Raw genomic sequence first — 23,211 nt, 5'->3', positions numbered from 1 at the left:
ACACTACAGCCAGCGTCTCCGCGTATTACCCCCACCACTGGGTCCACAGGACGGCCCCCGCCGCGCAGAACACCACCAGCGCACAGGCGGCGGCCGCAAAGCCGCGCGTGCGGTCCGCGTACCGCTGGGCGACCAGGGCGACGCCGCTCCCCAGCAGGTGCACGATCAGCGATTCCCCGCCCGGCCCCGGGATGCCCCGCCTGCCGCCGAGGATGGACACCACGATGATCCCGATCGTCAGCAGCACCAGCCCCGCCACGACGGAACCGCCGAGCGCCCGCAGCGCCCGCACAGGACGGCCGGGTTCCTCCGGCGCGGTCATCGCCGCATCCGCGCCGTAGCCGGAGGCCTCCGCATATCCGCCGTGGGCATATCCGCCGTGGGCGTATCCGCCGTCGGCGTAGTCGTCGGCAGGTGCCCCGTCGTCCGATCCGCGGTAGTCCTGATAGTCGTTCCCGGGACGCTGCATCGCGCCGCCCCGTCCGCCGGTGCCCCAGTCCGCACTCCCCCGCACCACCTACGCCCCCTCGCCGGATGTCGTCGCCTGCGCGGCCGCACTCCCGCCGCCCACCACGTCGACCCCGAACGCCCGTTCCACCAACGCAGCATACTGATCGGGCGCGGTCAGCTCCGCGCCCAGCCGGACCGTTTTGTTCCCGCCGTGGAAGTCCGACGAACCGGTCACCACCAGGCCCGCGCCTGTGGCGAGGTCCCGCAGGTAGGCCCGGTCGTCCGCGTCATGGTCGAGGTGGTCGGCCTCGACGCCTGCCAGGCCGGACTCCGCCAGTTCCACGATCTGGGCCATGTCCATGAGCGCCCCGCGGCTGCGCGCACGCGGGTGGGCGATGACGGTGACGCCGCCGGCGGCTGTCACCGCGCGCACCGCGTCCTCCACGGGCGTGTCACGTTTGCGCTCGTAGTACGGCGAATCCTTGCTCAGCGGACCGGCGAACGCGGCCTGCATCGACTCCGCGACCCCGTGATCGACCAGCACTCGCGCCAGGTGCGGGCGCCCCGGCACCTGCTCCGTATCCGAGAACAGTTCGTCCGCGTCCACGGGGAGGCCGTCCGCCGCCATCCGCTCGGCCATCACGCGAAGCCGGCGTCCACGCTCGCCCCGGAGGCGCGCTGTTTCCGCGAGGATCGCCGGATCATCCGGATCGAACAGATAGCACAGCAGGTGCACCGAGACCCGCCCGTCCTTTTCGGTCCCGGCCGGCTCGGCCCGCGCCACGCACGACCACTCCATCCCCCGCACCAGCGACAACGGCCGCGGTGCGGCCAGCGCCGCCTCCGCCTCCGTCGCCGCCGCCCACCCGGCCGTGGTGTCGTGATCCGTGATCGCGACCACGTCCAGCCCGGCGGTCACGGCCTCGGCGACGAGGGCGCGCGGCTCCGTGGTGCCGTCGGAGGCGGTGGTGTGGGCATGCAGGTCGATTCGCACGGACTCCAGTCTGTCAGCGCCGCAGCGTTCGCGCCGCACGCGCCCGCGTTCCGGGATCCGCACACGACCGCACCTCGGAGAATCGCCGCCGGTCAGAGCGCTACTGCTCGGCGCGCCGGATCGCGGGGATCGACCTGCGCCTCGGCCCACGCCGCGCGCAGCTCATCAGCACCGCGAACACGGACCCAGGCGGCCTCGGTGGCGGTGAGGGGGACGGCCTCGAGGAACCGCACCGGATCACGCGGCGGCGCCAGATCGAGATCGGGCACGGCCGACCCGCCGAGGAGCACGGCGGTGAAGGCGGACCCCTGCCACATCGGCTCGGCCAGGTCGATGATCCCGTCCGCGGCCAACACGACGCCCTCCACCGCGGGCGCCGCCGCCAGGACCGCCACCGAGCGGTGCAGTCCTGCGGGAACGCCGCCGCCCGTGGGGCGCAACGCGACGACGATCTCGGCGCGCGGGCCGCGCTGCGGATCGGCGACCATCTCCGTCGGGTCTGCCATAGGCGCGCGTGAACACCCGACCGAGACGAGGTGCAGCAGCGTGTCACCGCCCCCCGCCGCGGCCGGCTCACGCGGGCCGGGAGGAGCCGCCACGAACGCCTGCACGACGATCGGCTCGAGCCCCAGGAATGTCACCGACGCGGCCCCCGCAGGAGGCCCGCCGAACTGCTTCACGAGATGCGCTTCGACTTGTTCCACCACGTTGTCCGCCACACCCGCCATCTAACCGGACGGACCGCAGTCCGTGATGGCACAGTGGTCGAAGACGGCGTCCACCGTCCATTGCGCGGCCGCGTACTTCACCGAGGGGAACCACACCATGGCAGAGTCGGCATCCGCAGTCACCGAGGAGTTGAGCGAGCGCGTACGCCGGCTCATGGCTCGGGCACGCGCCGACCTGGCCGAGCTGGTCGCGATCCCCACCCTGGCCGACGCACGCCAGGTCGACCCGCAGGAGTGCCTGCGCGGCGCGCAGTGGGCACGGGACGCGTTCGCCGCCGCAGGGATCCCCCGAACGGACCTCGTCGAGACCGCCGACGGCTCAGTCGCCGTCGTGGGCCACCGCCCGCCGGCGCCGGGCATGCCGACGGTGCTCCTCTACAGCCACTACGACATACAGCCGGCCGGCGACCATGCCGCGTGGGGCTCGGACCCGTTCACCCTTACCGAGCGCGACGGCCGCTGGTACGGGCGCGGCGCCGCCGACTGCAAGGGCAACCTCGTCATGCACCTCACGGCGCTGCGGGCGCTCGGCGACGACGGCCTCGGGGGCGTCGGCGTGCGGGTGATCGCCGAGGGCTCTGAAGAGATGGGGACCGGCGGCCTGGAGCAACTCGTGGTCGAGCGCCCTGAGCTGTTCGCGGCCGACCTGATCATCATCGCCGATTCCGGCAACGTGGCGGCGGGACGGCCCACGCTGACGACCAGCCTTCGCGGCAACGCCAACGTGGACGTGGAGGCGGAAACGCTCGCCGGCGAGGTGCACTCGGGCATGTTCGGCGGGCCTGCACCCGACGCGCTGGCCGCGCTTATCGCGATGCTGGCGAGCCTCCGTTCCGACAATGGCGACACGACGGTCGACGGCCTCGACGCCTCCGGCGTGTGGCAGGGCGCCGAATACCCGGAGGAGCGGTTCCGCGGCGATGCCGGCGTTCTCGAGGGCGTCGACCTCGTTGGCAGCGGGGCCATCGCCGATTCCGTCTGGGCGCGGCCCACGGCAACCGTGCTCGGTATCGACTGTCCTCCTGTCGTCGGCTCGGCCGCGGCGATGCAGCCCCGCGCGTCGGCCCGCATCAATCTGCGCGTGCCGCCCGGCACCGACCCCGTCGCCGCCCAGGATGCGCTGGTGGCACACCTGCACACGCACGCCCCATGGGGAGCGCGGGTGCGGGTCGAGCGGGAGGCCGTGGGGCGGCCCTTTCTCGCGCGCACGGACGGCCCCGGCTATGCGGCGCTGTCCGACGCGCTGCGCGAGGCCTTCGGCGCGGAGGTCGAGTACAGCGGGCAGGGCGGCGCCATCCCGCTGTGCACCGCGCTTGCCGAGCAGCACCCGGAGGCGGAGATCGCCCTGTTCGGCGTGGAGGAGCCGCAGTGCAACATCCACGCTCCGAACGAGAGCGTCGACCCCGGCGAGATCGAACGGTGCGCGCTGGCGGAGGCCATGCTGCTCCGGAGATTGGGGCGGGGCTGACGCAGGCCGCCCCGGCTCCGCGCGGGAGCCGAGCGGGTTCACCGGGCGGAGCCGTGGTTCTGCATGCGCGGTCCAATGGGCGGCGCGATCCATCGTGCGGTTTTCGGGATTTGGCGCGCGTTTCGGGAATTGGCGCGCAGATCATAGAACACCCTTGCGAACGAATATTTGTGCGCTTACCGTGGAAGCCGCAGATGGGGGAAATCGGCAGGGGGGACGATGTCCAGGGAGATCACGAGGACCGCGGAGACGAAGGGGACCACCCGCGACGACAGCGCGGCGCGCGCATACGACTTCGTCGCGTCCATTGGTGAACTCCTCGACGCCCCTCTTTCCGACGGACTCTGGCAGCACGCCGACTGCCAGCTGACCGGCTGGCTGGACCACGTCAGCACCCTGATGTTCCGATGCGAGATCGCCGGCATGCGCATCATCGGCGAGCTCGCGCGCCGCCGCGCCGACACCCGCGGCTCCCGCGGGGCAATCGTCGACCACCTCGCCGCCACCAGTACCGCCACGCCCGGTCGTGCCCGGGCGGTCACCACGCTCGCAATCGCGCTCGACGACGAACCCGACGTCCTCGCCGCCTACGCGGCAGGCGAGATGACCACCGCACAAGCCAAGCTCATCGTCGGCTTCCTCGCCCACCCGCCCGCCGGAATGCCCGCTGCCGCGGCGCCGTCCTGCCGTGACCTGCTCCTCAAGGCGGCCACGAGCGGCGACCTGCGCTGCCTCCAGGACGCTCGCGAAGGACTCCGGCAGATGTTCGCCCCGGACGACACACCGCCCGGCGAGGACACCGACCGCAACGAATTCCACGCTTCCAAGACCCTCGCCGGCCGCGTCGTCGTCAAAGGCGACCTCGACGCAGTCACCGGAGAACATCTCCTTTCCGCGCTGTCGCCGCTCTCCGCGCCCAGGCCCGAAGCCGACGGCTCCCCCGACCGCCGCCGCGCCTCCCAGCGCCGCGCCGACGCGCTCACGGAGATCCTCCGCCGCTACCAGGCGGCCGCGACCGATACTGGCGACGGCCGGCCGCACATTCATATCCACATCGGCGCTGCAGACCTCGCCGCCCCGGAAGAACGCCGGCTCCGCATGCGCAAGTACCTCGACCAGGGCCGCTACGGCGACATGTTCGCAGCCCTGCGCACCGGCTGGGCGGACCACACCGGCACTCTCTCCGCGCACACCGTGCGCCGCCTCGCCTGCGACGCGACCATCACTCCCATCATCACCGGCCCCGGCGACGTCCCCCTGCACCTCGGCCGCACCACCCGCCTTGCCGGCAGGGCCCAACGCCGCGCCCTCGCCGCCCGCGACCGAGGTTGCGCCTTTCCTGCCTGCGACCGCCCTCCCGCCTGGACCCAGGCCCACCACATCGTCCATTGGGCTGATGGAGGCCCCACCGACCTGGACAACCTCGTCCTGCTCTGCGCGGCCTACCACCGGGCCGTCCACCACGACGGCTGGACCGCCGCCATGAGCGCTGCCGGCATCCCCGTATTCCGGCCGCCCGCCACCATCGACCCCCACGGCCGCTGGCTCAACGGCCACGGACTCCACACCGACGCGCCCCGCGCAGCCCCTTCGTCGGCTCCGGACCGCCCGGCGGCCTGCCGCACGAACGCGACTGACGGCCCCGGCCCGCCCTGACACCGGCCGTACAGCGCCGCACGAACCGCCAAACACCGCCACGACCACAGCCACCATCGCCCCGTGACACCCCCGCGCCGCACTGCGACGCGGGGGTGGAGGTGCGTGCTCCTACCGGTCCACGCTGGACGCGGGATTCCACGGGTATGCGTCTTCCCCACTTGAGACTTCGGCGGCCGGCCCACGCTGGCGGCAGGCAGCCATGGCACGGGACTCCACCCGAGGACGGCCTCTCCGAACGGTCGCCGTCGTCAGCGGTGCGAATTCTGCCCGACGAAGTCGCGGATGCCGATGTACCCGGTCCTGCATTCGCCGGGCATGCTGATCGGCAGTCGGCCGACGTTCTCCCTCATCTCGTTCACAGAGAGCACGTATTTTCCGAATTGCGCCAGAACCTGCACGTCGGGGAACTTCGCGCGGAGCTGCGAGACTATCCGCCGTCCTTCGTCGTACCAGTCGAAAGCGCTGATGTCCGGGGCCCAGCGTGGTCTTCTATCGAAATCCTCGTACTCCTCGACCAAGTACTTCTGAAAGATGTCCGTCCACGCGAGTATCTCGTCCCCGAGCGCATCGTCGATCCCGATGTCGCCGGGGAGGACATACGGCCGGTCCGATTGCAGGAGCTCTAGCTCCTTCGAGGGCCAGAGCGAACTGGGATTCCCGTATTCAGGAAAGACCCGGATCACGCGTCCTGAAGGCGGATCGCCACCGCCGAGTCCATAGCCGTACTCACAGCCCCAGCCGTGCGAGGATGTCGCGGCCCTCCTCGGCGCGGCTGGGGTCGCAAAGCACGTCATACCGGCCGGCGACGAGCTGCATCGTGGAGGCGAAGTCCCGCTGGCCGCGCGAGGCCGCGTACGGCACCGACGTCGAGATCAGGCCGAATATGACGCCGCCGACGAGGCCGAGCAGCAGCGGTCCCAGGAATCCGCCGGTGACGATCCCCAGCAGAAGTCCGAAGAACACGCCGAGCCACGCCCCGGAGACGAGCCCGCCCGCGAGCACCTTCGCCCACGTGAGCCGGCCAAGCACGCGTTCGACCTGCATGAGGTCGACGCCGACGATCGTGACCTTCTCCACCGGGAATTGGCTGTCTGCGAGGTGGTCGACGGCACGCTGGGCGTCCGCATAGGTGCCGTACGAGGCGATGGGCCACCCTGTGGGCGGCGTGGGCAGTCCGCGACCGCGCTGCGGTCCCCCCGGAACGGACCCGCCCGGCATGGAATTGGTCATACCGGCAAGCCTTACAGCCCCGGCCGGTGTGGGCAAGCGACGCAACCGACCCGCACGCTTTAGCCTTGCCCCATGGCTCCGGTGAACAAGTTGTACGCCGCCCGGCTCACGGGACTTCTGGTCCTGGGCCCGGATGGCGAGTCGATAGGCAGAGTCCGCGACCTTGTCATCGCCCTGCGGCTCGGGCGGCAACCCCCGCGTGTGCTCGGGCTCGTGGTGGAGCTCGCCACCCGCCGCCGCATCTTCGTCCCGATGCTCCGCGTCACCTCCGTCGAGCCCACCTCGATCACGCTGACCACCGGTACTGTCTCTCTGCGCAGGTTCACGCGGAGGCCCACTGAGACCTTGGTTTTCGGCGAAGTCCTGGATTCCCGAGTGCGGGTGACGGATCCGGAGCTCGAGGACCTCGCCGACGGCGATTCCGTGGTGGTGGATCTGGGACTCGAGCGCACCCGTTCACGAGACTGGGTGGTGAACCGCGTCGCGGTGCGCAAGCGTCGACCCCGGCTCGGCCGCCGTTCCGGGATCCGCGTGACCGACTGGAAGTACGTCGACGGCCTCGATCAGTACGCGCTGACGCTGCCCGGGCAAGGCGCCACCGAACTGCTCACCCAGTTCGAGGGAATGCGCCCCGCGGACCTGGCGATCGCGATGCGCGAGCTTCCGGACAAGCGGCGCCACGAACTGGCAGCGGCGCTCGACGACGAACGCCTTGCGGACGTCGTCCAGGAGCTGCCCACCGACGACCAGACCGACCTGCTCACCCACCTGGGCGAGAGCCGCGCGGTCGACGTTCTCGAGGCCATGGACCCCGACGACGCGGCAGACCTGCTGGGTGAACTCGCCGAGCCGGAGGCCGAGTCGTTCCTGCAGTTGATGGACCCGGAGGATTCCGCCCCGGTGCGACGCCTGCTGGAACATTCGCCGGACACCGCAGGCGGGTTGATGACCCCGAAGCCGGTCGTGTTGACGCCGGACACCACGGTCGCCGAGGCGTTGGCGCGCCTGCGCCACCCCGACCTCACCCCGGCCCTCTCCAGCATGGTGCTGGTCACCCGCCCGCCCACCGTGACGCCCACGGGCCGGTACATGGGCTGCGTGCACATGCAGGCGCTGCTGCGCGAGCCACCGGCGGCGATGGTCGGCGGGGTGGTCGACAACGACCTGCCGCGCCTGGACCCCGCCGACAGCCTGGCCCGCGTCACCCGCTACTTCGCCACCTACAACCTCGTCTGTGGTCCGGTCGTGGACGACGAGGGCCACCTGCTGGGCGCGGTGAGCGTCGACGATCTGCTCGACCACCTGCTGCCCGACGACTGGCGGGAACGCGACGGTGATCTGGTCGATTCCGAGATCGTGGTCGACCACCCGATTCCGCCGCACGCGCGGCTCCGGGTCGGGGCCACCCGCACGGCGACGGGCGGCGCCGCACAGCAGGGAGGGGCCGACGATGTCTGATTCCCGCACACGCCGAGCAACGGGATCGCAGCGGCTCGACACGCCCCGCGACCGCCGCCGGCTCCACCTGCACGTCGACCCGGAGGCCGCGGGGCGGATCAGTGAGCAGATCGCCCGGTTCTTCGGCACGGTCCGCTATCTGGCCATCCAGACTGTCGTAGTGATCGTGTGGATCATCCTCAACGTCGCCGCCGTCAAGTTGCGCTGGGACCCCTACCCGTTCATCCTGCTCAATCTCGCGTTCTCCACGCAGGCCGCTTACGCCGCACCGCTGATCCTGCTGGCGCAGAACAGGCAGGAGAACCGGGACCGGATCTCGATGGAGGAGGACAGGGCCCGCGCGACGCAGACGAAGGCCGACACCGAGTTTCTGGCACGGGAGCTGGCGTCGCTGCGGATCGCGGTCGGCGAGGTCGCCACACGCGACTACCTGCGACGCGAACTCGACGATATCCGTGAACTCCTCGAACAGACCCCGGAGGACGGGCACACGGACGACGGGTCCGACTCCGCACGCGGACCGCGCGGTTCCGGCGCGGACGTCGACTCGCAGTCCGCGCGCCGGCCGCTGGACCGCCCTCGGGACGGGTAACGCCTGCTCCCCTCCCCGGCGATGACCTCAATGTGACCATCGGCACTTGCGCGGCCTACCCGTGCTCCCGCAACGCGGCGCCACGCGTTCACGATTCGCGCTGCGCGAGGATCCGGCGTTCTGTAGCCTTGGTCACATTCGGGTTTCGGTCTGGATGGGGGTCGTTCAGTTGAGCGGTTCGTGGAGGACGGCGTCGATTCGCCGCAGGCGCACATCATCGTCACGGTCGGTGGCGTCGCATGGCCGGCGCGCACGGGTCGCGCTCATCGCACTGCTCCCCCTGGGATTCGCAGCGCTTGCCGCCGCCGGGCCCGGCGGCGTTCTGCCCGGGTCGCATGCGGCCCCCGCAGAACGCTCCATGCAGGTCCGCATCGCCGCGCAGGAGACAGTCCAGCCCACGCCCGTAGGCGTGGTCGCCTCCGCTATGCGGCCGATTCCGGGCTACCACACCGCCCCGGAGCCCGACGCCTCGTCATCCGCCGCGGGCTCCGGCAACGCGCCCGTGAACCCGGCGGCACTGGTGGGCGACGTGGTGCAGTTCGCCCCGGGTCCGCTGGGGATCCCCGGGATCATGCTCAACGCCTACAAGCACGCAGCCGACCTCATGGCGCAGATCCAGCCGTCATGCGGGCTGCCCTGGAACCTGTTGGCAGGCATCGGCAAGATCGAGTCGGGCCACGCCTCCGGAGGTGCGGCGGATTCCCGGGGCAACACCACGACAAAGATTCTCGGTCCGGTGCTCGACGGCCACCTCGCCGGCAACGCGGTCATCACCGACACGGACGGAGGCGCCGTCGACGGCCACGCCTCATATGACCGCGCCGTCGGCCCGATGCAGTTCATGCCGGGGACGTGGAGCCACTACGGCGCGGACGGCAACAACGACGGCGTGGCGGACCCCAACAACGTCTACGACGCCACCTTCGCCGCCGGGCGTCTACTGTGTGCGTCCGGCGGCAACCTGTCCGACCCCGCCGCAACGACCGGCGCCATCCTCACGTACAACCACTCGATGGCATACGTGAAGAACGTGCAGGCCTGGGCGCATGCCTACGCCACGGGCGCCTACCCCACGCCCAGCGAGCTCCCGCCGATCTCGCCGGACGAAACGGCCATCGACGCGCCCGACGGCGCGGATCCGGCGCCCACACCGGAGGTCCTCCCGGATCCGCCGGCGCCGCCGAAGGCACCGGCCCCGGAAACCCTCCCCGGCACCGACATCCCCGCGACCACCGTCGAGGTGCCCGGACTGCCTCCGGTGCAGTTGCCCAAGATCGAGCTGCCGAAGATCGAGCTGCCGTGCCTGTTCAACTGTCCGCCGCCTCCGCCTCCGGAACCCGCACCGGCAGCGGAGGGAACGCAGAGTCCGGCGCCGCAACCCGCCCCGGAGACGCCGGCGCCGTGAGTCCGACCCGGCCGGGCACCGCCGCGGCATCTGCCACTCCCGTTTTCACCGTGTATGTTCGTTTAAAAGGAACATTCGTTCAAGTGACGGCGAACGCACCCCCGCCGCGCCCTGGCAGGTGACCTGGATTGCAACCGGACGGCGGGATTGTCCGTCGCGCCGCCACGCGTCCTATGATCGGAAGCGATGACCGAGCTCACCGAATCCGCAGTCCGCGCGGCACTGGCGCGCGTCGACGACCCGGAGATCCGTAAACCCATCACCGAGCTGGGGATGGTCCGCAACATCACCATCGCCGACGACGGCACCGTAGACATCGGCATCTACTTGACGGTCGCCGGCTGCCCCATGCGCAGCGAGATCAGCGATCGAGTCACCCGCGCCGCCGCCGACGTGCCAGGGGTGGCGGCCGTGCGCGTGGAACTCGACGTGATGAGCGACGAGCAACGCACCGAGCTCCGCCGGAGCCTGCGCGGCGACTCCGCCGACCCGGTGATCCCGTTCGCGCAGCCCGGCTCGATGACCCGCGTCTACGCCGTGGCCTCGGGCAAGGGCGGCGTCGGAAAGTCCAGCGTCACCGTCAACCTCGCCGCCTCCATGGCCGCACGCGGGCTGTCGGTCGGCGTGCTCGACGCGGACATCTACGGCCATTCGGTGCCGCGCATGATGGGCACCGACGCGCGTCCCACCCAGGTGGAGAAGATGATCATGCCCCCCATCTCCCACGATGTGCGGCTGATCTCGATCGCGATGTTCACCAACAACAACGCGCCTGTGGTATGGCGCGGCCCCATGCTGCACCGCGCGCTCCAGCAGTTCCTGGCAGACGTGTTCTGGGGCGACCTCGACGTGCTCTTGCTCGACCTGCCCCCTGGCACCGGTGACATCGCCATCTCGGTCGCCCAGCTGATTCCGGGTGCGGAGATCCTGGTGGTCACCACGCCCCAACAGGCGGCCGCCGAGGTTGCCGAGCGCGCGGGGGCCATCGCCCTGCAGACGCGGCAGCGCATCACCGGCGTCATCGAGAACATGTCGTGGCTGGAGCTGCCGGACGGCACCCGGATGGAGATCTTCGGCGCCGGGGGCGGCGAGGCCGTCGCGGCCAACCTCACCCGCGCGATGGGCGCCGACGTCCCCCTGCTGGGGCAGGTGCCGCTGGACACCGCTGTACGCGAGGCGGGCGACGAGGGCACGCCGATCGTTCTCTCGGGGCCGGACACACCGGCAGGGACGGCGCTGAACGCCATCGCCGAGAAGCTGAGCATCCGTAAACGCGGACTCGCCGGAATGTCGTTGAGCATCGACCCCGCCGGACGCTGATCCACCGCCCATCCGGGCGCCGGACTATCGGCCCGACCACGCCCGTAGCGCGAGGGTCCCGGCGCTCGGATGCGGTCTAGGTGGCGTCCACGTCGTAGGCCGATCCCCCGCCCGAGGCCGTCGGCGGCAGTGCCGCCCCGTCCTGGGCGGGAGTCCGCGGTGCAGGCGGTGCGGCAGGTGCAGGCGGTGCTGCATTCTCGGCACCAGGATCGGAGGCGGCGCCGTGCGCAGCGCCACCTCGCGCAGACGCACCGTTTCGCGGCCTCCCCGTGCCGCCGTCGGTATCGAACTCGCCGGTGAACAGCGAATCATCTCCGTCGAGGAGGTGCTTGGTGATGGCGGCGCGCGGGGTCATGCCCCGCAGTTGCTGCAGCTCCGAGAGCGGCTTACGCAAGTCTTCGAACTCGGGGCCCAGCTCCTCGCGCAACTGTGACTGCGCACCGGTGGCGTAGGAGCGGACCTGCTTGACCGTGCGCGCCAGCCAGGACATGGCGCCGGGCAGTCGCTCCGGTCCCAGGATGACGAGACCGGCGATCACGATGATCACCATCTCAGCCCAACCGATATTGCCGAACACATGCTCAGAGTACGTGGTCGCCTGCGGGCGCGCCGCTCCGACACCGGAAATGCCCTGCCGGTACTTGCGGCCCGGCCGCCGACGGCGACGCCCCGCCGGTCAATCGCTTTGCGGAGTGACGTCGACGGTGACCGAATGCCCGTCGCGCACCAGTGTGACGGTCTCGGGTTCACCGATGGCCAGCTCGTGCACGGCCACGGTCAACTCGTCGGAACCGGCGATCGTCCGGTCCCCTACTTTGACGATCACATCGCCCTCGAGGATCCCCGCCTTCTGCGCGGGACTGTCGGCCTGCACGTTGGCCACCTCGGCGCCGGTGACCCGGTCGTTGGACACGGTGCGGGCGTTGACGCCGATCTCGGGATGGTGCATGACGCCGTTGTGGATCAGTTCCTGGGCCACGGCGGCCACAGTGTTCACCGGGATGGCGAATCCGAGCCCGATCGACCCGCTGCTGTCCGCTCCGAGCGTGCGGATCGCCGTGTTGAGGCCGATGACCCTCCCCTGTGCATCCACCAGCGGCCCGCCGGAATTGCCCGGGTTGATCGCAGCGTCCGTCTGGATCGCGTCGATGACCGCGTCCGTGTCGGTGCCGTCGCCGGCGAGCGGCACGGGACGGTCCAGCGCGCTCACGATTCCCTCGGTGACGGTCCTGTTGAGGCCCAGCGGCGAGCCGACCGCCACCACGTCCGAACCCACTTGGATCCTGTCCGAATCGCCCAGTCGGGCGACGGTGAGATCGTCGACGTCGTCGACTTTGACGACGGCGAGGTCGGTCTTGGTGTCGCGGCCGACGATACGGCCCGGAACGGACTGCCCGTCGGAGAAGACCACCTTCAGTTCGGTGGTGTCCGGCTCGGTGGCCGCCTTCGAGATCACGTGGTTGTTGGTGACGATGTAGCCCCCGCCGTCGATCACCACGCCCGAGCCCGAACCGACCGCCTGAGGCGATGTGACCTGGATCGACACGACGGACGGTACGACCGCCGACGCGATCGCCACCGTCCGGTTGGCGGGCGGTTCCGCGCTCTCGTCCTCCGGCTGCACCAGTTGCACCGATGAGCTGGTGAGTGAACTCGACACCTCGGCCGTGTAGCGGCCGATCAGTCCGCCGAGAACTCCGATCGCGAGCGCGAGAACCCCGATGACTGCCAGTGCGCGCGGCGCCACCCGCTTGCCGAAAAGCACGTCACGAACGCCCAGTCGTCCGGCCGGTGCACGCGGGGCACTGCCGTCGCCGGCCTGCGGGTCCTCCGCGGACGCCGCGGAAGCGGGGTCGCGCCAGGGGTCCTGGCGCCGGCGAGCGCGTGGGGCGTCCACCCGCTCCGCGTCCGCGGGGTCACGCTGGACTCCGGCCAACTCGCCCGGCGGGCGCCCGTACGCCTCGGACAGGACCGGATCGACCGGGCGCCCGATCGGTCGTCGCCCGCTGCCGGGACGCGACGGTGTCCCCAGGGCGGCGGCACCGTCCGGCCGGCTGAACGCCCGTTGTTGTTCAGGCCCCACATCGGGCTTGCGCAGAGGCGACGGCTGCAGCCTCTCGGGCCCAGGCACGTCGAACCCCGTCGAACCGGCACCGTCGGCGCCCCGTGTGCGCTGCGGGTCCACTGCGTCCCCGGCCGGCGCCGCATCGTCCGCGCGCGCGTCGTCGTTCCGCCCCGGAACGGAGTTGCCTTCCGATTCGCTTTTCACCTACGTCCCCTCCGGCACTCCGGCCGTCGATGTCCACGTCGCTTCGAACCCGCGGCCCACAGTATTGGCCATCGCCCGGGGACGCACCGCACCGGGAGCCGTCACGCCCGGCCGGAGGCCACCGCCGGGGGCGGCTCAGAAGAAACGACGCTTGCGCTGCGGCGGCCCGCTCTGATGCAGGTGCCGCGCGTCGTCGAAGCCGGGCATCGCCTTGTCCGGAATGGATCGCAGGTCTCCCAGGAGGTTCTCCGGAAGCCGCGGCACCGCGGACGACTGCAGCATCGAACGGGCATGCATCTGTGCGTCCACCTCCGCCGCGCACAGCGGGCAGTCCGCGATGTGCCCCGACGCGCGCAGATGGGCGCTCATCCGCAGTTCCCCGTCGACGTAGGCCGCCACCGCCTCCGTCGCCAGATGACCGGTGTCCCCGGTACCCGTACCCAGGGAGAACTGCGAACCGGAAGGGCGACCACGTCGCGCCGATTCGAACATCCGCCGTCCTTTCCCGTCATCGTTCACCGGACCTCCGCCGGTCCGCGTCCGGGCCCCGCGCACCCGAGGGCTCACCGCACAGCACCGCCGTCCGTGGCCGGCACCGTGGCGGCGCCGGGTGCGGCGAGGTGGTCGCGGATGGCCTGACGCCCGCGATGGATCCTGCTTCGCACCGTACCCAATTTCACGCCGAGCGTGGCCGCGATCTCTTCGTAGGACAGGCCCTCCACGTCGCAGAGCACCACCGCCGCGCGGAACTCCGGGGCCAACGAGGCCAGCGCCTGCTGGAGATCGGGGGCCAGGCGGGAGTCGTGGTAGATCTGCTCCGGGTCCGGCCGGTCCGACGGCACCCGGTCGTAGTCCTCGGGCAACGCCTCCATCCGGATCCGGTTGCGTCGCCGCACCATGTCCAGGAAGAGGTTGGTCGTGATCCGGTGCAGCCACCCCTCGAAGGTGCCTGCCCGGTAACTCGACAGCGAGCGGAAGACGCGGATGAACGTCTCCTGGGTGAGGTCCTCGGCGTCATGCACGTTTCCGGAGAGCCGGTAGGCAAGCCGATAGACCCGGTCGGCATGCTGGCGGACCAGTTCATCCCAACTCGGCATGGCCGCCGGGTCGCCGGTCGCGTCGAACACCGCAGTGCCCTGATCGGCCTCGTCCTCCGCCGCTTCCGGCGTCGCCGCGATCGAGGCGGCCGCGGCCCCATCACGGCCGGTCATCGTGGCTCGGTGCACGCTGTCGCCTCCTGTCGCCGTGGCGTCCCGCGATTGCGCCCCGTGTGCGAGCGCTGTCTCCGCATCCGTCACAACACCCCTGCCCATCATTTTGTTCCGGCGTCCCCGCCCCGTCGCGTGGCCGGTTCCGCGTCTGGGACAACCCTCTCGCCCCGGCGTGTGCCGACGCTGGGAACAACCTGAGGGTCGCCTGAGAATCGCGGCACGCCCGATGCGCGTGCACCGCCCCTACGCCCCGGGCGCCGCGATACGCTCACTGGCGTGACCGATGACGACCGCACTGTGGACTCCGCCGCAATCTCCGCCGCCGAAACGTTCGCCGGCGACCGCATGGCCGCCCGCGCCGCCGGCGCCGCCGCGCCGGTTCCGGATCCTGCGGCGCTGGCCGACGCGCGGGAGCGCGCGGCCGATCTGGGAGTGGGGGCGGTATCCGACGCCGTCGGCGCAGCGCTGTCGATGCTCTCGCGCATGGTCGACGCCCGCACCGCGGTCGAGGTGGGCACCGGAGCCGGTGTCAGCGCGCAATGGCTGCTCAGCGGCATGCGCCACGACGGGGTGCTCACTACCATCGACATCGAGCCGGAACACCAGCGCACCGCCCGCACGGCCCTGTCCGGCGCGGGCGTCGCCTCGGCCCGCACCCGGTTGATCGGAGGCCGCGGAGTGGAGGTGCTGCCGCGGCTGGCCGACGACGCCTACGAGATGATGTTCGTGGACTGCGGCGGCGCCGACCATGCGCGCTACTTGTCCGAGGCCGTCCGTCTCCTCCGCCCCGGCGGTGTCGTCGTCATGCACGGTCTGAGCGCGGCCGGCAACCCGGGAGACGCTGCGCGCCGGGACCCGGCCGCGGTCGACGCCCGCGAGGCGCTGCGCACCGCCGCCGAGAACGACCTGCTGCTGCCATCGTTGCTGCCGCTGGGCGGCGGACTCCTGTGCGCGGCCCGCGTGTGACGGACCGTGCCGTGTGCGGCCGCACCGGACGCCTGGGCGCCGGCACCCGCCACCTCGACCGTGGCGCCGCCGCCGCTATGGGGGCGGGGCGGACCGGACGGCCGGAGCGCCGCGCCGGAACACGCGTACGGTGACCGCGCCGGTGACCGCCTGATCCGCGGGCAGCCGCGCGATCCGCGCCTGCACCTCGGCGGCGTCGAGGTGCCGCGCGGACGGACCCATCCCGACGATGGCGGCGAGCTGCTCCCGTGTCGTCCGCATCGACCAGCGGACGGTCTCCGCCCGGACCTCGCCGAAGCCGTCCAGCGCGGCGGCCAGCCGCTCCTGCTTGCGCTCGTCCACCCGGAGAAGCCCCACACCCTCGACCAGTTCCGCCAGGTGTCCGGGCTCCGGAGCCACGACCATGACCGCGCCGCCCGGCGCGAGCACCCGCCGATATGCGGCGCTGTTCCGGGGGGCGAACACCGACATGATCAGCCCTGCGGAGGAGTCCGCCAGGGGCAGCTCCGCCCACGCGTCGCCGAGCAGCGCCGCGGCACGCGGATGTGCACGAGCTGCGGCGCGCACCGCTGCTTTCGACGCATCGATCCCGATGCCGCGCGCCTCGCCGGCCAGCTCCAGGACCCCTGCGAGGTATCGCCCTGTCCCGCAGCCCAAATCCACTGCGAGGGGTGCGCCCGGGGCCGGTCCGGCGTCGACGTCCACAGCCGCCAGCGCCTCCGCCCCCGCCGCCGCGACGGCCCGAAGCAGCGGGTCGTACAGCCCGGAGTCCAGCACGGCGCCCCGCGCGCCGACCATCACCGCATCGTCCCCGTGGAACTTCAGGGGCCGGGACAGCATGCTCACGTAGCCCTGCCGCGCACGGTCGAACACGTGCCCCGACCCGCACCGCACCGCCCGCCGATCCGCCTCCACTGCGCCGCCGCACACCGGGCACCGGAGGATGTCCGCCACGCCGACGAGCGCGTCCGCGCTCAGGTCCCGCGCAGCATCAGCACCGGACATCCGCTCCGTCACCTCCGCTCATGCCACACGAGTCCTCATCGCCCATCCGCAACCGACGGCCCCCGCTCATGCGACAACCCCGCCGGACACGGCCCGACGGGGTTGTCTGCACAGCATCACGCCGTGGCTCCGCTGTCAGCCGGTGACGCCGCGGAGCTCCTCACCCAGCGCGGCGGCCTCGTCCGGGGTCAGCTCGACGACCAGGCGGCCTCCGCCCTCGAGCGGGACCCGCATGACTATTCCGCGTCCCTCTTTGGCCGCTTCGAGGGGACCGTCCCCGGTCCGGGGCTTCATGGCCGCCATCGTGTGCTCCCTCCAGATGTGCTCGGGCCGATGTGCCGACCCGTGACCGCATGAGTGTTGCGCGGCAGGTGAGTGCCGACGACGACTATTCTTCCCTACCGTCGTCCGCAGCCCCACACCGCCCCGGACCGCCGTCCGGGTCCGCCGGAACCTCCCCGACCGCCGATGTATCGGCGTGTCCGCCGCCCGCGCCGGGGCCCTCCACGTCGCCGGCGTGCACGCCCAGGGCGCCGTCCTGCGCCGCGACGACGGCCCGCAACCGCTCGACCTCGTTGGCCAGCCGTTGCAGGGCCCAATCGACTTCGGACGCTTTATATCCGCGGAAGGCCTGCTGGAATCGCAGCGCGCGTACGTCGTCGCCGTCGATCGCGTGGTCGGGGAGCCAGGCCGGCGAGACGCCGGGAGGCAGCGGCGCCATTTCCTCGCCGCGGCCGAACACCAACGCCGCCACGACGAACAGCAGACCCGCCACCAGAGCGATCAGCACCACGTACAGGATCGCGGTCAGCATCGGCCCGCCCCTTCCCCCGGGGTGCCGGCAGCAGAAAAGCCTGCCGCGGTCAGGCTTCCCAGCGGCGGCCGGTCTTCCAGCTCGAGATCCGCGGTGCGCGGCACGAAGGAGTCGCCGTGCGCGAAGTACTGCGTGAGCGGGACGCCGGAATCAGCGATACCGCAGCGCCGGAGCATCGTTCCGATTATCTGGCGACTCATCACTCCCAGTTCCATCAGGTCGCGGTTGCGGTGTTTGCGCACGGCCAGATTCACCTGTGCCAGGCCGGAGGTGCCGTAGCGGCTGTAGGTGTCCAGCAGCAGGCCGATCTCCACGCCGTACCCGGGCGCGAACGGGACGGACTCGAGCAGCTCGCGGGTGGCCGCGTACTCCCCGCCGAGCGGCTGCAGGATCGCGGCGAGATCCGGGCGCAGCGCGGCCAGCATCGGGCGCGCCACGAGCTCGGTCACGCGGCCGCCTCCGCGCGGGTCCTCACTCTCGTTGATCCGCAACGGCCGCCGGTAGAAGCCCTTCACATGGTGGACACCGTCGGCGGTGAGGATGGGACCGACGAGATTCGGCACGTAACGCGGGTCGGGCTCGATCAGGTCCGAGTCGATGAAGACGACCACGTCGCCGCGGGTGGCGGCCACGCCGCGCCACAGGGCCTCGCCCTTGCCCGGGACGGGCGGCACCCGCGGAATCGCCTCCTCCCGGGTGACCACGCGGGCACCCGCCGCCCGCGCCCGTTGCGCGGTCCCGTCCCGCGAGCCGGAGTCCAGCACCACCAGGTCGTCGACCAGGCCGCCCACCAGAGGCAGGATCGACCCCACCACGCTGGCCACCGTGGCCTCCTCGTCGAGCGCGGGCAGCACCACCGACACCGTCCGGCCCTTTTTCGCCGCGATGAGCTCCGCGACCGTCCACGCCGGATCGTGCCAGGTGCGCACCCCGGCGCCGACCGCGCTCACGCGAGCCCCCGCACTGTGCGTGCGGGCGGCCGGGTTCCGGCGATGGAGGCGACCATCTCGAGTGCGCGGCGGGTCGCCGCCACTTCGTGCACCCGGAACACCCGGGCCCCGGCCGCGGCCGCGAGGGCCGTGGCTGCGAGCGTCCCCTCGATCCTCTCGCCGAGCGCGGCGCCGAGCGTCTCGCCCACGAAATCCTTGTTGCTCAATGCCATCAGCACCGGGAACCCGGTCTCCACGAGGGTGTCGACGTGACGCAGCAGCGTCAGCCCGTGGTAGGTGTTCTTGCCGAAGTCGTGCGTCGGGTCGATGAGTATGCCGTCACGGCGTACCCCGGCGTCCACAGCGCGCTGCGCCGCAGACGTCACCTCCGCCACCACGTCGGCGACGACGTCCTCGTACCGCACCCGGTGCGGGCGCGTACGCGGGATCGCACCGCCTGTGTGCGAGCAGACCAGACCGGCGCCCGTGTCCGCTGCGACCCCGGCGAGGGCGGGGTCCGCACCGGCCCAGGTGTCGTTGATCAGGTCGGCCCCGGCCTCGCGTGCGTGCCGCGCGACGGTTCCGCGCCAGGTGTCGACGCTGATCAGGTGCTCGGGGTAGTGCCGGCGGACCCACGCGACGAACGGAACCACACGCAGGGTCTCCTCCGCTTCGTCGACCTCGTCCCCGGGGCCCGCCTTCACACCGCCGATATCGATGATGTCGGCGCCCTCGTCCACCGCGCGCGACACCGCCGCCTGCGCGTCGCCGTCCGCGAATGCCGCACCCTTGTCGTAGAAGGAGTCCGGCGTCCGGTTGACGATCGCCATGATCAATGCGCGATCGGTCCGCACAGTGCGCCCGCACAGCGTGCCGGGCACGGCGGCGGTCGCCGCAGCGGCGATCACGGCCGCCCTCCCGCGCGCCCGGCACCGGGCCCGTGCCCGGCTGCGCCAGCCACCGCGGAACGGCCGACCTGCCGGACCGCAGTGCCGCTGGTGTGGGCGGCGCCCGCGCACAGGTCGAGCGCCTCGGCGATCGTCGCCGCGACCGGCAGCCTGTCGAGCGCCTCGTGCCGCACGAAGCCTTCGCCGGCGATCTCCCGCAGCCACGCCATCAGGCCCGCGTAATGACCGTCCGGATCCAGTACCACGACCGGCTTGTCGTGCATGCCCAGAGTCGACGCCGTCCACACCTCGCTGAGCTCCTCGACGGTTCCCAGGCCGCCCGGCAGCGCCAGGAAAGCGTCGGCGTGCGCGTCCATCAGCGTCTTGCGCTCCCGCATCGTCTCGGTCACCAGAAGCTCGTCGGCGTCGGAATCCATCACCTCCATGTCGACGAGTCCGCGGGGGATCACGCCGACGGTCCGGGCGCCGCCGGCCCTGGCCGACCGCGCCACCGCGCCCATCATCGACACCCGTCCCCCTCCCGAGACGAGGGTCCAGCCGCGCGCGGCGAGCGCCGTTCCCACATCCGCCGCCAACTCCTCGTACCGCGCGGGAACCGGGCCCGACGCGCAGAAGACGCACACCGAGACCGCGCCGGCCGGGGCGCTGCCGGCCCCGCCGTCCGCCGTCCCCGTCACTGCGGCCCCACCTCGCCGGCCGGACCGGTGGGCCCGTCGACCGCCTGCACATCCCCGTCGAGCTCCTGGTGCGCCTCGACGACGAAGCGCACCGCGTCGTCGAGGGAATCCGTGACATGGATCAGGTCCACGTCGGCCGCGTCGATCATGCCCTCGGCGACGAGGGTGTCGCGCAGCCAGCGCACCAGCCCGTCCCAGAACGCCGAGCCGACGAGGACGATGGGGAACCGCGTGATCTTGCCGGTCTGCACCAGCGTGAGCGCCTCGGAGAGCTCGTCGAGCGTGCCGAAGCCCCCCGGCATGCACACGAAGGCCTGCGAATACTTGACGAACATGGTCTTGCGGGTGAAGAAGTACCGGAAGTTCAGTCCCGTCTCCACCCAGCGGTTCATGCCCTGCTCATGCGGAAGTTCGATACCGAGCCCCACCGAGAGCCCGTCGGCGTCCACGGCGCCGCGGTTGCCCGCCTCCATCACGCCGGGGCCGCCGCCCGTGATCACCGCGTACCCGGCGTCGACGAACTTGCCGGCCAGCCGCCGCGTGTCCCGGTAGGTGTCCGACGTCTCCCCCACGCGCGCCGATCCGAAGATCGACACCGCCCGCGGAAGCTCGGCGAGCGCCCCGAAACCCTCGATGAACTCGCTGTGGATCCGCAGCACCCGCCACGGGTCGGTGTGCACCCAGTCTCCGGGGCCCCGATGGTCCAGCAGACGCTGCTCGGGCGTCGACGTGGAATCGCGACGGTCGCGCGGGCCGAATACGCCCCGCGGGCGTGCGGATACGTCGGAGTCTCTGTCGGGGCTCATGGGTCCGAGGTTATCCGCACCGCCACGTCACTCCGGAACGCCGGTGGTCAGGTAGGAGCGCAGCACCCGCTCGACCTGGTGGATCTGCGCGGTGTCGACGAACTCGCCGCGCGTGTGCGCGAGGTTGGGATCCCCGGGCCCGTAGTTGACGGCGGGGACGCCCGCCGCGGCGAAGCGCGAGACATCCGTCCAGCCGTACTTCGCGCGGAACCGGCCGCCGGCCGCCGCGACGAGTTCGACGGCCGCGGGGGCGCCGAGGCCGGGAAGGGCGCCCGGCGACAGGTCGGTGACCTCCATGTCCGCGTCCACCCCGGCGAACACCTCCCGCACGTGCTCGAGCGCCTCGTCCGCGGTGCGGTCGGGTGCGAACCTGAAGTTCACGTCCACCGATGCCGCATCCGGGACCACGTTGCCCGCCACGCCTCCGCTGATCCGCACGGCCTGCAGGCCCTCCCGATAGACGCAGCCGTCGATGTCCACCTGCCGCGGCGCGTAGCCCGCCAGCCGCTGCAGGACGGGCGCGAGCCCGTGCACGGCGTTGACCCCCAGCCACGACCGCGCCGAATGCGACCGGACCCCTGCCGTGGTCAGGCGCACCCGCAGCGTGCCCTGGCATCCCGCCTCGATGACCCCGTCGGACGGCTCGCCCAGGACGGCGACGTCGGCACGCAGCCACTCGGGCAGGTCGCGTTCGATGCGGCCGAGGCCGTTGAACTCGGCGGCGATCTCCTCGCAGTCGTAGAGGACCACGGTGATGTCGTGCGCAGGCTCCGTCAGCGTGGCGGCGAGGTGGAGGAAGACCGCGTCCCCCGATTTCATGTCCACCGTGCCGCAGCCGTAGAGCAGGTCCGCTTCAGGCGCCTCCCCCGGCGCCCCCGCGGCGTCCCCCGCTCCCACCACCCGCCGCGACGGCACGTTGCCGGCGATGGGGACCGTGTCGAGATGTCCTGCCAGCATCACCCGGCGCGCCCGGCCGAGCGTGGTGCGCGCGAGCACCGCGTTGCCCGAGCGCACCACCTCCAGGTGCGGGGCCTGTGCACGGAGAGCCGCCTCCACGGTGTCCGCGATCAGCGCCTCGTCACGCGAGACGCTGGGTATGTCCACCAGCGCCGCCGCGAGTTCCGCGACATCCCCGGCCAGGTCGAGCACGGGCCGTTCCGCGGCGCCGGCTCCCGGGCTGTCCGTGTGTGTTGCGTCTCGGCTCGTCATCAGCCCAGCGTATCGATGGTCGCCGCCGACGACGCCCGCGACCCGGCGACCCCGGCGGACCGGTTGTAGGCTGATCCCCCGTGATACCCGCAGCGAAGACGCGCCGAGACGGCGCCACCGGAACCGGAGTCGCCACCATCACCCGGGACGGCACCGTCCTGGACACCTGGTATCCGGATCCGCGGCTCGACGCGGAGTCGTCCGGCACCGCGGCGGGCACGACCCGCCTGGAGGCCGACGCCGTCCCCGCCGGCCTTGCGCGGCTCACCGGGGCGGACGACCGCCGCGGCACGCAGCGCGTCGCCGTCCGGACCACCATCGCCTCGCTGGACGCCCCGCCCGTCGACACCCATGACGCCTTCCTGCGCCTGCACCTGCTCTCCCACCGGCTGGTCGCCCCGCACCGGCTCAACCTGGACGGGCTGTTCGGGCTGCTCGCCAACGTGGTGTGGACCAACCACGGGCCGTGCTCGCCGCAGGGATTCGAATCGGTCCGCGCCGCGCTCGCGGCGGACGGGCCCGTCACCGTCTATTCGGTGGACAAGTTCCCGCGGATGGTCGACTACGTCGTGCCCGCCGGGGTCCGCATCGCCGACGCCGACCGCGTACGCCTGGGAGCCCACCTGGCCGAGGGCACGACGGTGATGCACGAGGGCTTCGTGAACTTCAACGCGGGCACGCTCGGCGCCTCGATGGTCGAGGGCCGCATCTCCGCCGGCGTGGTCGTGGGCGACGGCAGCGACGTCGGCGGCGGCGCGTCGATCATGGGCACGCTCTCCGGCGGCGGCAAGGAGGTCATCACCGTCGGCCGCAGCTGCCTGCTGGGGGCCAACGCCGGCGTCGGCATTTCGCTGGGCGACGACTGCGTGGTGGAGGCGGGGCTGTACCTGACCGCCGGAACCAAGGTCACCCTCCTCGACGCCGCGGACGCGACCGATGCGGACGCGAATCCCAGCGGCGCCGTCGTCAAGGCCGCCGCCCTGTCCGGGACCTCCGGTCTGCTCTACCGCCGCAACTCCCAGACGGGCAGCGTCGAAGCCGTCTCGCGCACGGGGTCCGGCATCGAGCTCAACAGCGCCCTGCACAAGAACTGAGCGGGCGGAGGATCACCCC

24 protein-coding genes and 1 pseudogene are annotated in these 23,211 nt (G+C 71.8%); 8 read left to right on the top strand and 17 right to left on the bottom strand.

Going from position 1 to position 23,211, the window contains the following annotated elements; genetic code table 11:
- Positions 1-25: 25 nt before the first annotated feature.
- The 3 genes from FO059_RS18720 to FO059_RS07770 all read right to left on the bottom strand — a co-directional run bounded on the left by FO059_RS18720 (position 26) and on the right by FO059_RS07770 (position 2,148).
- Positions 26-517 carry a hypothetical protein gene (locus FO059_RS18720; protein WP_233267040.1) on the bottom strand — a complete coding sequence of 164 codons (492 nt, stop codon included), beginning with the start codon at positions 515-517 and terminating at the stop codon, positions 26-28.
- Complete coding sequence (locus FO059_RS07775) at positions 518-1,444, bottom strand: PHP domain-containing protein (RefSeq protein ID WP_143907755.1); 927 nt, start codon at positions 1,442-1,444, stop codon at positions 518-520.
- A gap of 92 nt (positions 1,445-1,536) precedes the next feature.
- Positions 1,537-2,148 carry a suppressor of fused domain protein gene (locus FO059_RS07770; protein ID WP_372497918.1) on the bottom strand — a complete coding sequence of 204 codons (612 nt, stop codon included), beginning with the start codon at positions 2,146-2,148 and terminating at the stop codon, positions 1,537-1,539.
- A 121-nt stretch (positions 2,149-2,269) separates the two neighbouring features.
- Here FO059_RS07770 and FO059_RS07765 point away from each other — a divergent pair, with 121 nt between their 5' ends.
- Both FO059_RS07765 and FO059_RS07760 read left to right on the top strand, forming a co-directional pair.
- Positions 2,270-3,640, top strand: a complete 1,371-nt coding sequence (locus FO059_RS07765) for a dipeptidase (protein WP_143910556.1) — start codon at positions 2,270-2,272, stop codon at positions 3,638-3,640.
- 219 nt (positions 3,641-3,859) lie between these two features.
- Positions 3,860-5,296, top strand: coding sequence for an HNH endonuclease signature motif containing protein (locus FO059_RS07760; RefSeq protein ID WP_143907751.1), 1,437 nt, complete (start codon positions 3,860-3,862; stop codon positions 5,294-5,296).
- 251 nt (positions 5,297-5,547) lie between these two features.
- On the opposite strand, the gene FO059_RS07755 is transcribed toward FO059_RS07760, so the two are convergent.
- Entirely contained in the window at positions 5,548-5,982 is a 435-nt protein-coding gene (locus tag FO059_RS07755; protein ID WP_233267039.1) for a hypothetical protein, read from the bottom strand.
- Between the two features lie 43 nt (positions 5,983-6,025).
- Positions 6,026-6,529 carry a general stress protein gene (locus tag FO059_RS07750; protein WP_143907749.1) on the bottom strand — a complete coding sequence of 168 codons (504 nt, stop codon included), beginning with the start codon at positions 6,527-6,529 and terminating at the stop codon, positions 6,026-6,028.
- 72 nt (positions 6,530-6,601) lie between these two features.
- Between FO059_RS07750 and FO059_RS07745 the strand changes: the two genes are divergently transcribed.
- From FO059_RS07745 to FO059_RS07730, 4 genes are all read left to right on the top strand, one after another.
- Positions 6,602-7,987, top strand: coding sequence for a magnesium transporter MgtE N-terminal domain-containing protein (locus FO059_RS07745; RefSeq protein ID WP_143907747.1), 1,386 nt, complete (start codon positions 6,602-6,604; stop codon positions 7,985-7,987).
- Positions 7,980-8,579, top strand: coding sequence for a DUF1003 domain-containing protein (locus tag FO059_RS07740; RefSeq protein WP_143907745.1), 600 nt, complete (start codon positions 7,980-7,982; stop codon positions 8,577-8,579). The genes FO059_RS07745 and FO059_RS07740 overlap by 8 nt, the downstream gene beginning before the upstream one ends.
- A gap of 229 nt (positions 8,580-8,808) precedes the next feature.
- Positions 8,809-9,984, top strand: coding sequence for a lytic transglycosylase domain-containing protein (locus FO059_RS07735; protein WP_235671132.1), 1,176 nt, complete (start codon positions 8,809-8,811; stop codon positions 9,982-9,984).
- Positions 9,985-10,170: 186 nt separating this feature from the next.
- The gene (locus FO059_RS07730) at positions 10,171-11,304 is read left to right on the top strand and encodes an Mrp/NBP35 family ATP-binding protein (RefSeq protein WP_143907741.1); all 1,134 of its coding nucleotides are present in this window, start codon (positions 10,171-10,173) and stop codon (positions 11,302-11,304) included.
- Between the two features lie 76 nt (positions 11,305-11,380).
- Here FO059_RS07730 and tatB read toward each other — a convergent pair whose 3' ends face one another.
- The 4 genes from tatB to sigE all read right to left on the bottom strand — a co-directional run bounded on the left by tatB (position 11,381) and on the right by sigE (position 14,784).
- Positions 11,381-11,881, bottom strand: a complete 501-nt coding sequence (gene tatB, locus FO059_RS07725; protein WP_143907739.1) for a Sec-independent protein translocase protein TatB — start codon at positions 11,879-11,881, stop codon at positions 11,381-11,383.
- A gap of 99 nt (positions 11,882-11,980) precedes the next feature.
- Positions 11,981-13,573 (bottom strand): S1C family serine protease, encoded by a 1,593-nt coding sequence (locus FO059_RS07720; protein WP_308339574.1) that lies wholly within the window; start codon positions 13,571-13,573, stop codon positions 11,981-11,983.
- 135 nt (positions 13,574-13,708) lie between these two features.
- Positions 13,709-14,065 carry an anti-sigma factor gene (locus FO059_RS07715; protein WP_143907737.1) on the bottom strand — a complete coding sequence of 119 codons (357 nt, stop codon included), beginning with the start codon at positions 14,063-14,065 and terminating at the stop codon, positions 13,709-13,711.
- Between the two features lie 71 nt (positions 14,066-14,136).
- A complete protein-coding gene (sigE, locus tag FO059_RS07710) occupies positions 14,137-14,784 on the bottom strand; it encodes an RNA polymerase sigma factor SigE (protein WP_143907735.1) in 648 nt (215 codons plus the stop codon).
- A 297-nt stretch (positions 14,785-15,081) separates the two neighbouring features.
- Here sigE and FO059_RS07705 point away from each other — a divergent pair, with 297 nt between their 5' ends.
- Positions 15,082-15,750 carry an O-methyltransferase gene (locus FO059_RS07705; RefSeq protein ID WP_372497921.1) on the top strand — a complete coding sequence of 223 codons (669 nt, stop codon included), beginning with the start codon at positions 15,082-15,084 and terminating at the stop codon, positions 15,748-15,750.
- 75 nt (positions 15,751-15,825) lie between these two features.
- On the opposite strand, the gene FO059_RS07700 is transcribed toward FO059_RS07705, so the two are convergent.
- From FO059_RS07700 to dapE, 8 genes and pseudogenes are all read right to left on the bottom strand, one after another.
- Positions 15,826-16,755, bottom strand: coding sequence for a methyltransferase domain-containing protein (locus FO059_RS07700; RefSeq protein ID WP_143907733.1), 930 nt, complete (start codon positions 16,753-16,755; stop codon positions 15,826-15,828).
- 135 nt (positions 16,756-16,890) lie between these two features.
- Positions 16,891-17,058 carry a DUF3117 domain-containing protein gene (locus FO059_RS07695; protein ID WP_143907731.1) on the bottom strand — a complete coding sequence of 56 codons (168 nt, stop codon included), beginning with the start codon at positions 17,056-17,058 and terminating at the stop codon, positions 16,891-16,893.
- A gap of 85 nt (positions 17,059-17,143) precedes the next feature.
- Positions 17,144-17,569: a DivIVA domain-containing protein gene (locus FO059_RS07690; protein ID WP_143907729.1), complete on the bottom strand. Its 426-nt coding sequence runs from the start codon at positions 17,567-17,569 to the stop codon at positions 17,144-17,146.
- A complete protein-coding gene (locus FO059_RS07685; RefSeq protein ID WP_143907727.1) occupies positions 17,563-18,519 on the bottom strand; it encodes a glucosyl-3-phosphoglycerate synthase in 957 nt (318 codons plus the stop codon). Before FO059_RS07685 ends, FO059_RS07690 begins: the two co-directional genes overlap by 7 nt.
- Positions 18,516-19,328, bottom strand: a complete 813-nt coding sequence (gene folP / locus FO059_RS07680) for a dihydropteroate synthase (RefSeq protein WP_143910552.1) — start codon at positions 19,326-19,328, stop codon at positions 18,516-18,518. Before folP ends, FO059_RS07685 begins: the two co-directional genes overlap by 4 nt.
- A gap of 185 nt (positions 19,329-19,513) precedes the next feature.
- Positions 19,514-20,083: pseudogene (locus tag FO059_RS07675) on the bottom strand (LOG family protein); the annotation flags it as partial.
- Positions 20,080-20,889, bottom strand: a complete 810-nt coding sequence (locus FO059_RS07670; RefSeq protein WP_143907723.1) for an LOG family protein — start codon at positions 20,887-20,889, stop codon at positions 20,080-20,082. The pseudogene FO059_RS07675 and the gene FO059_RS07670, both read right to left, overlap by 4 nt.
- 27 nt (positions 20,890-20,916) lie before the next feature.
- Complete coding sequence (gene dapE / locus FO059_RS07665) at positions 20,917-22,098, bottom strand: succinyl-diaminopimelate desuccinylase (RefSeq protein WP_143907721.1); 1,182 nt, start codon at positions 22,096-22,098, stop codon at positions 20,917-20,919.
- 83 nt (positions 22,099-22,181) lie between these two features.
- Here dapE and dapD point away from each other — a divergent pair, with 83 nt between their 5' ends.
- Complete coding sequence (gene dapD / locus FO059_RS07660) at positions 22,182-23,192, top strand: 2,3,4,5-tetrahydropyridine-2,6-dicarboxylate N-succinyltransferase (RefSeq protein ID WP_210416620.1); 1,011 nt, start codon at positions 22,182-22,184, stop codon at positions 23,190-23,192.
- The last annotated feature ends 19 nt before the right edge of the window (positions 23,193-23,211 follow it).

The organism is Tomitella fengzijianii, from assembly GCF_007559025.1.
GTDB lineage: Bacteria > Actinomycetota > Actinomycetes > Mycobacteriales > Mycobacteriaceae > Tomitella > Tomitella fengzijianii.
Note: the sequence above shows the minus strand (reverse complement) of the source record. Positions and strands in the feature narration are given on the sequence as shown.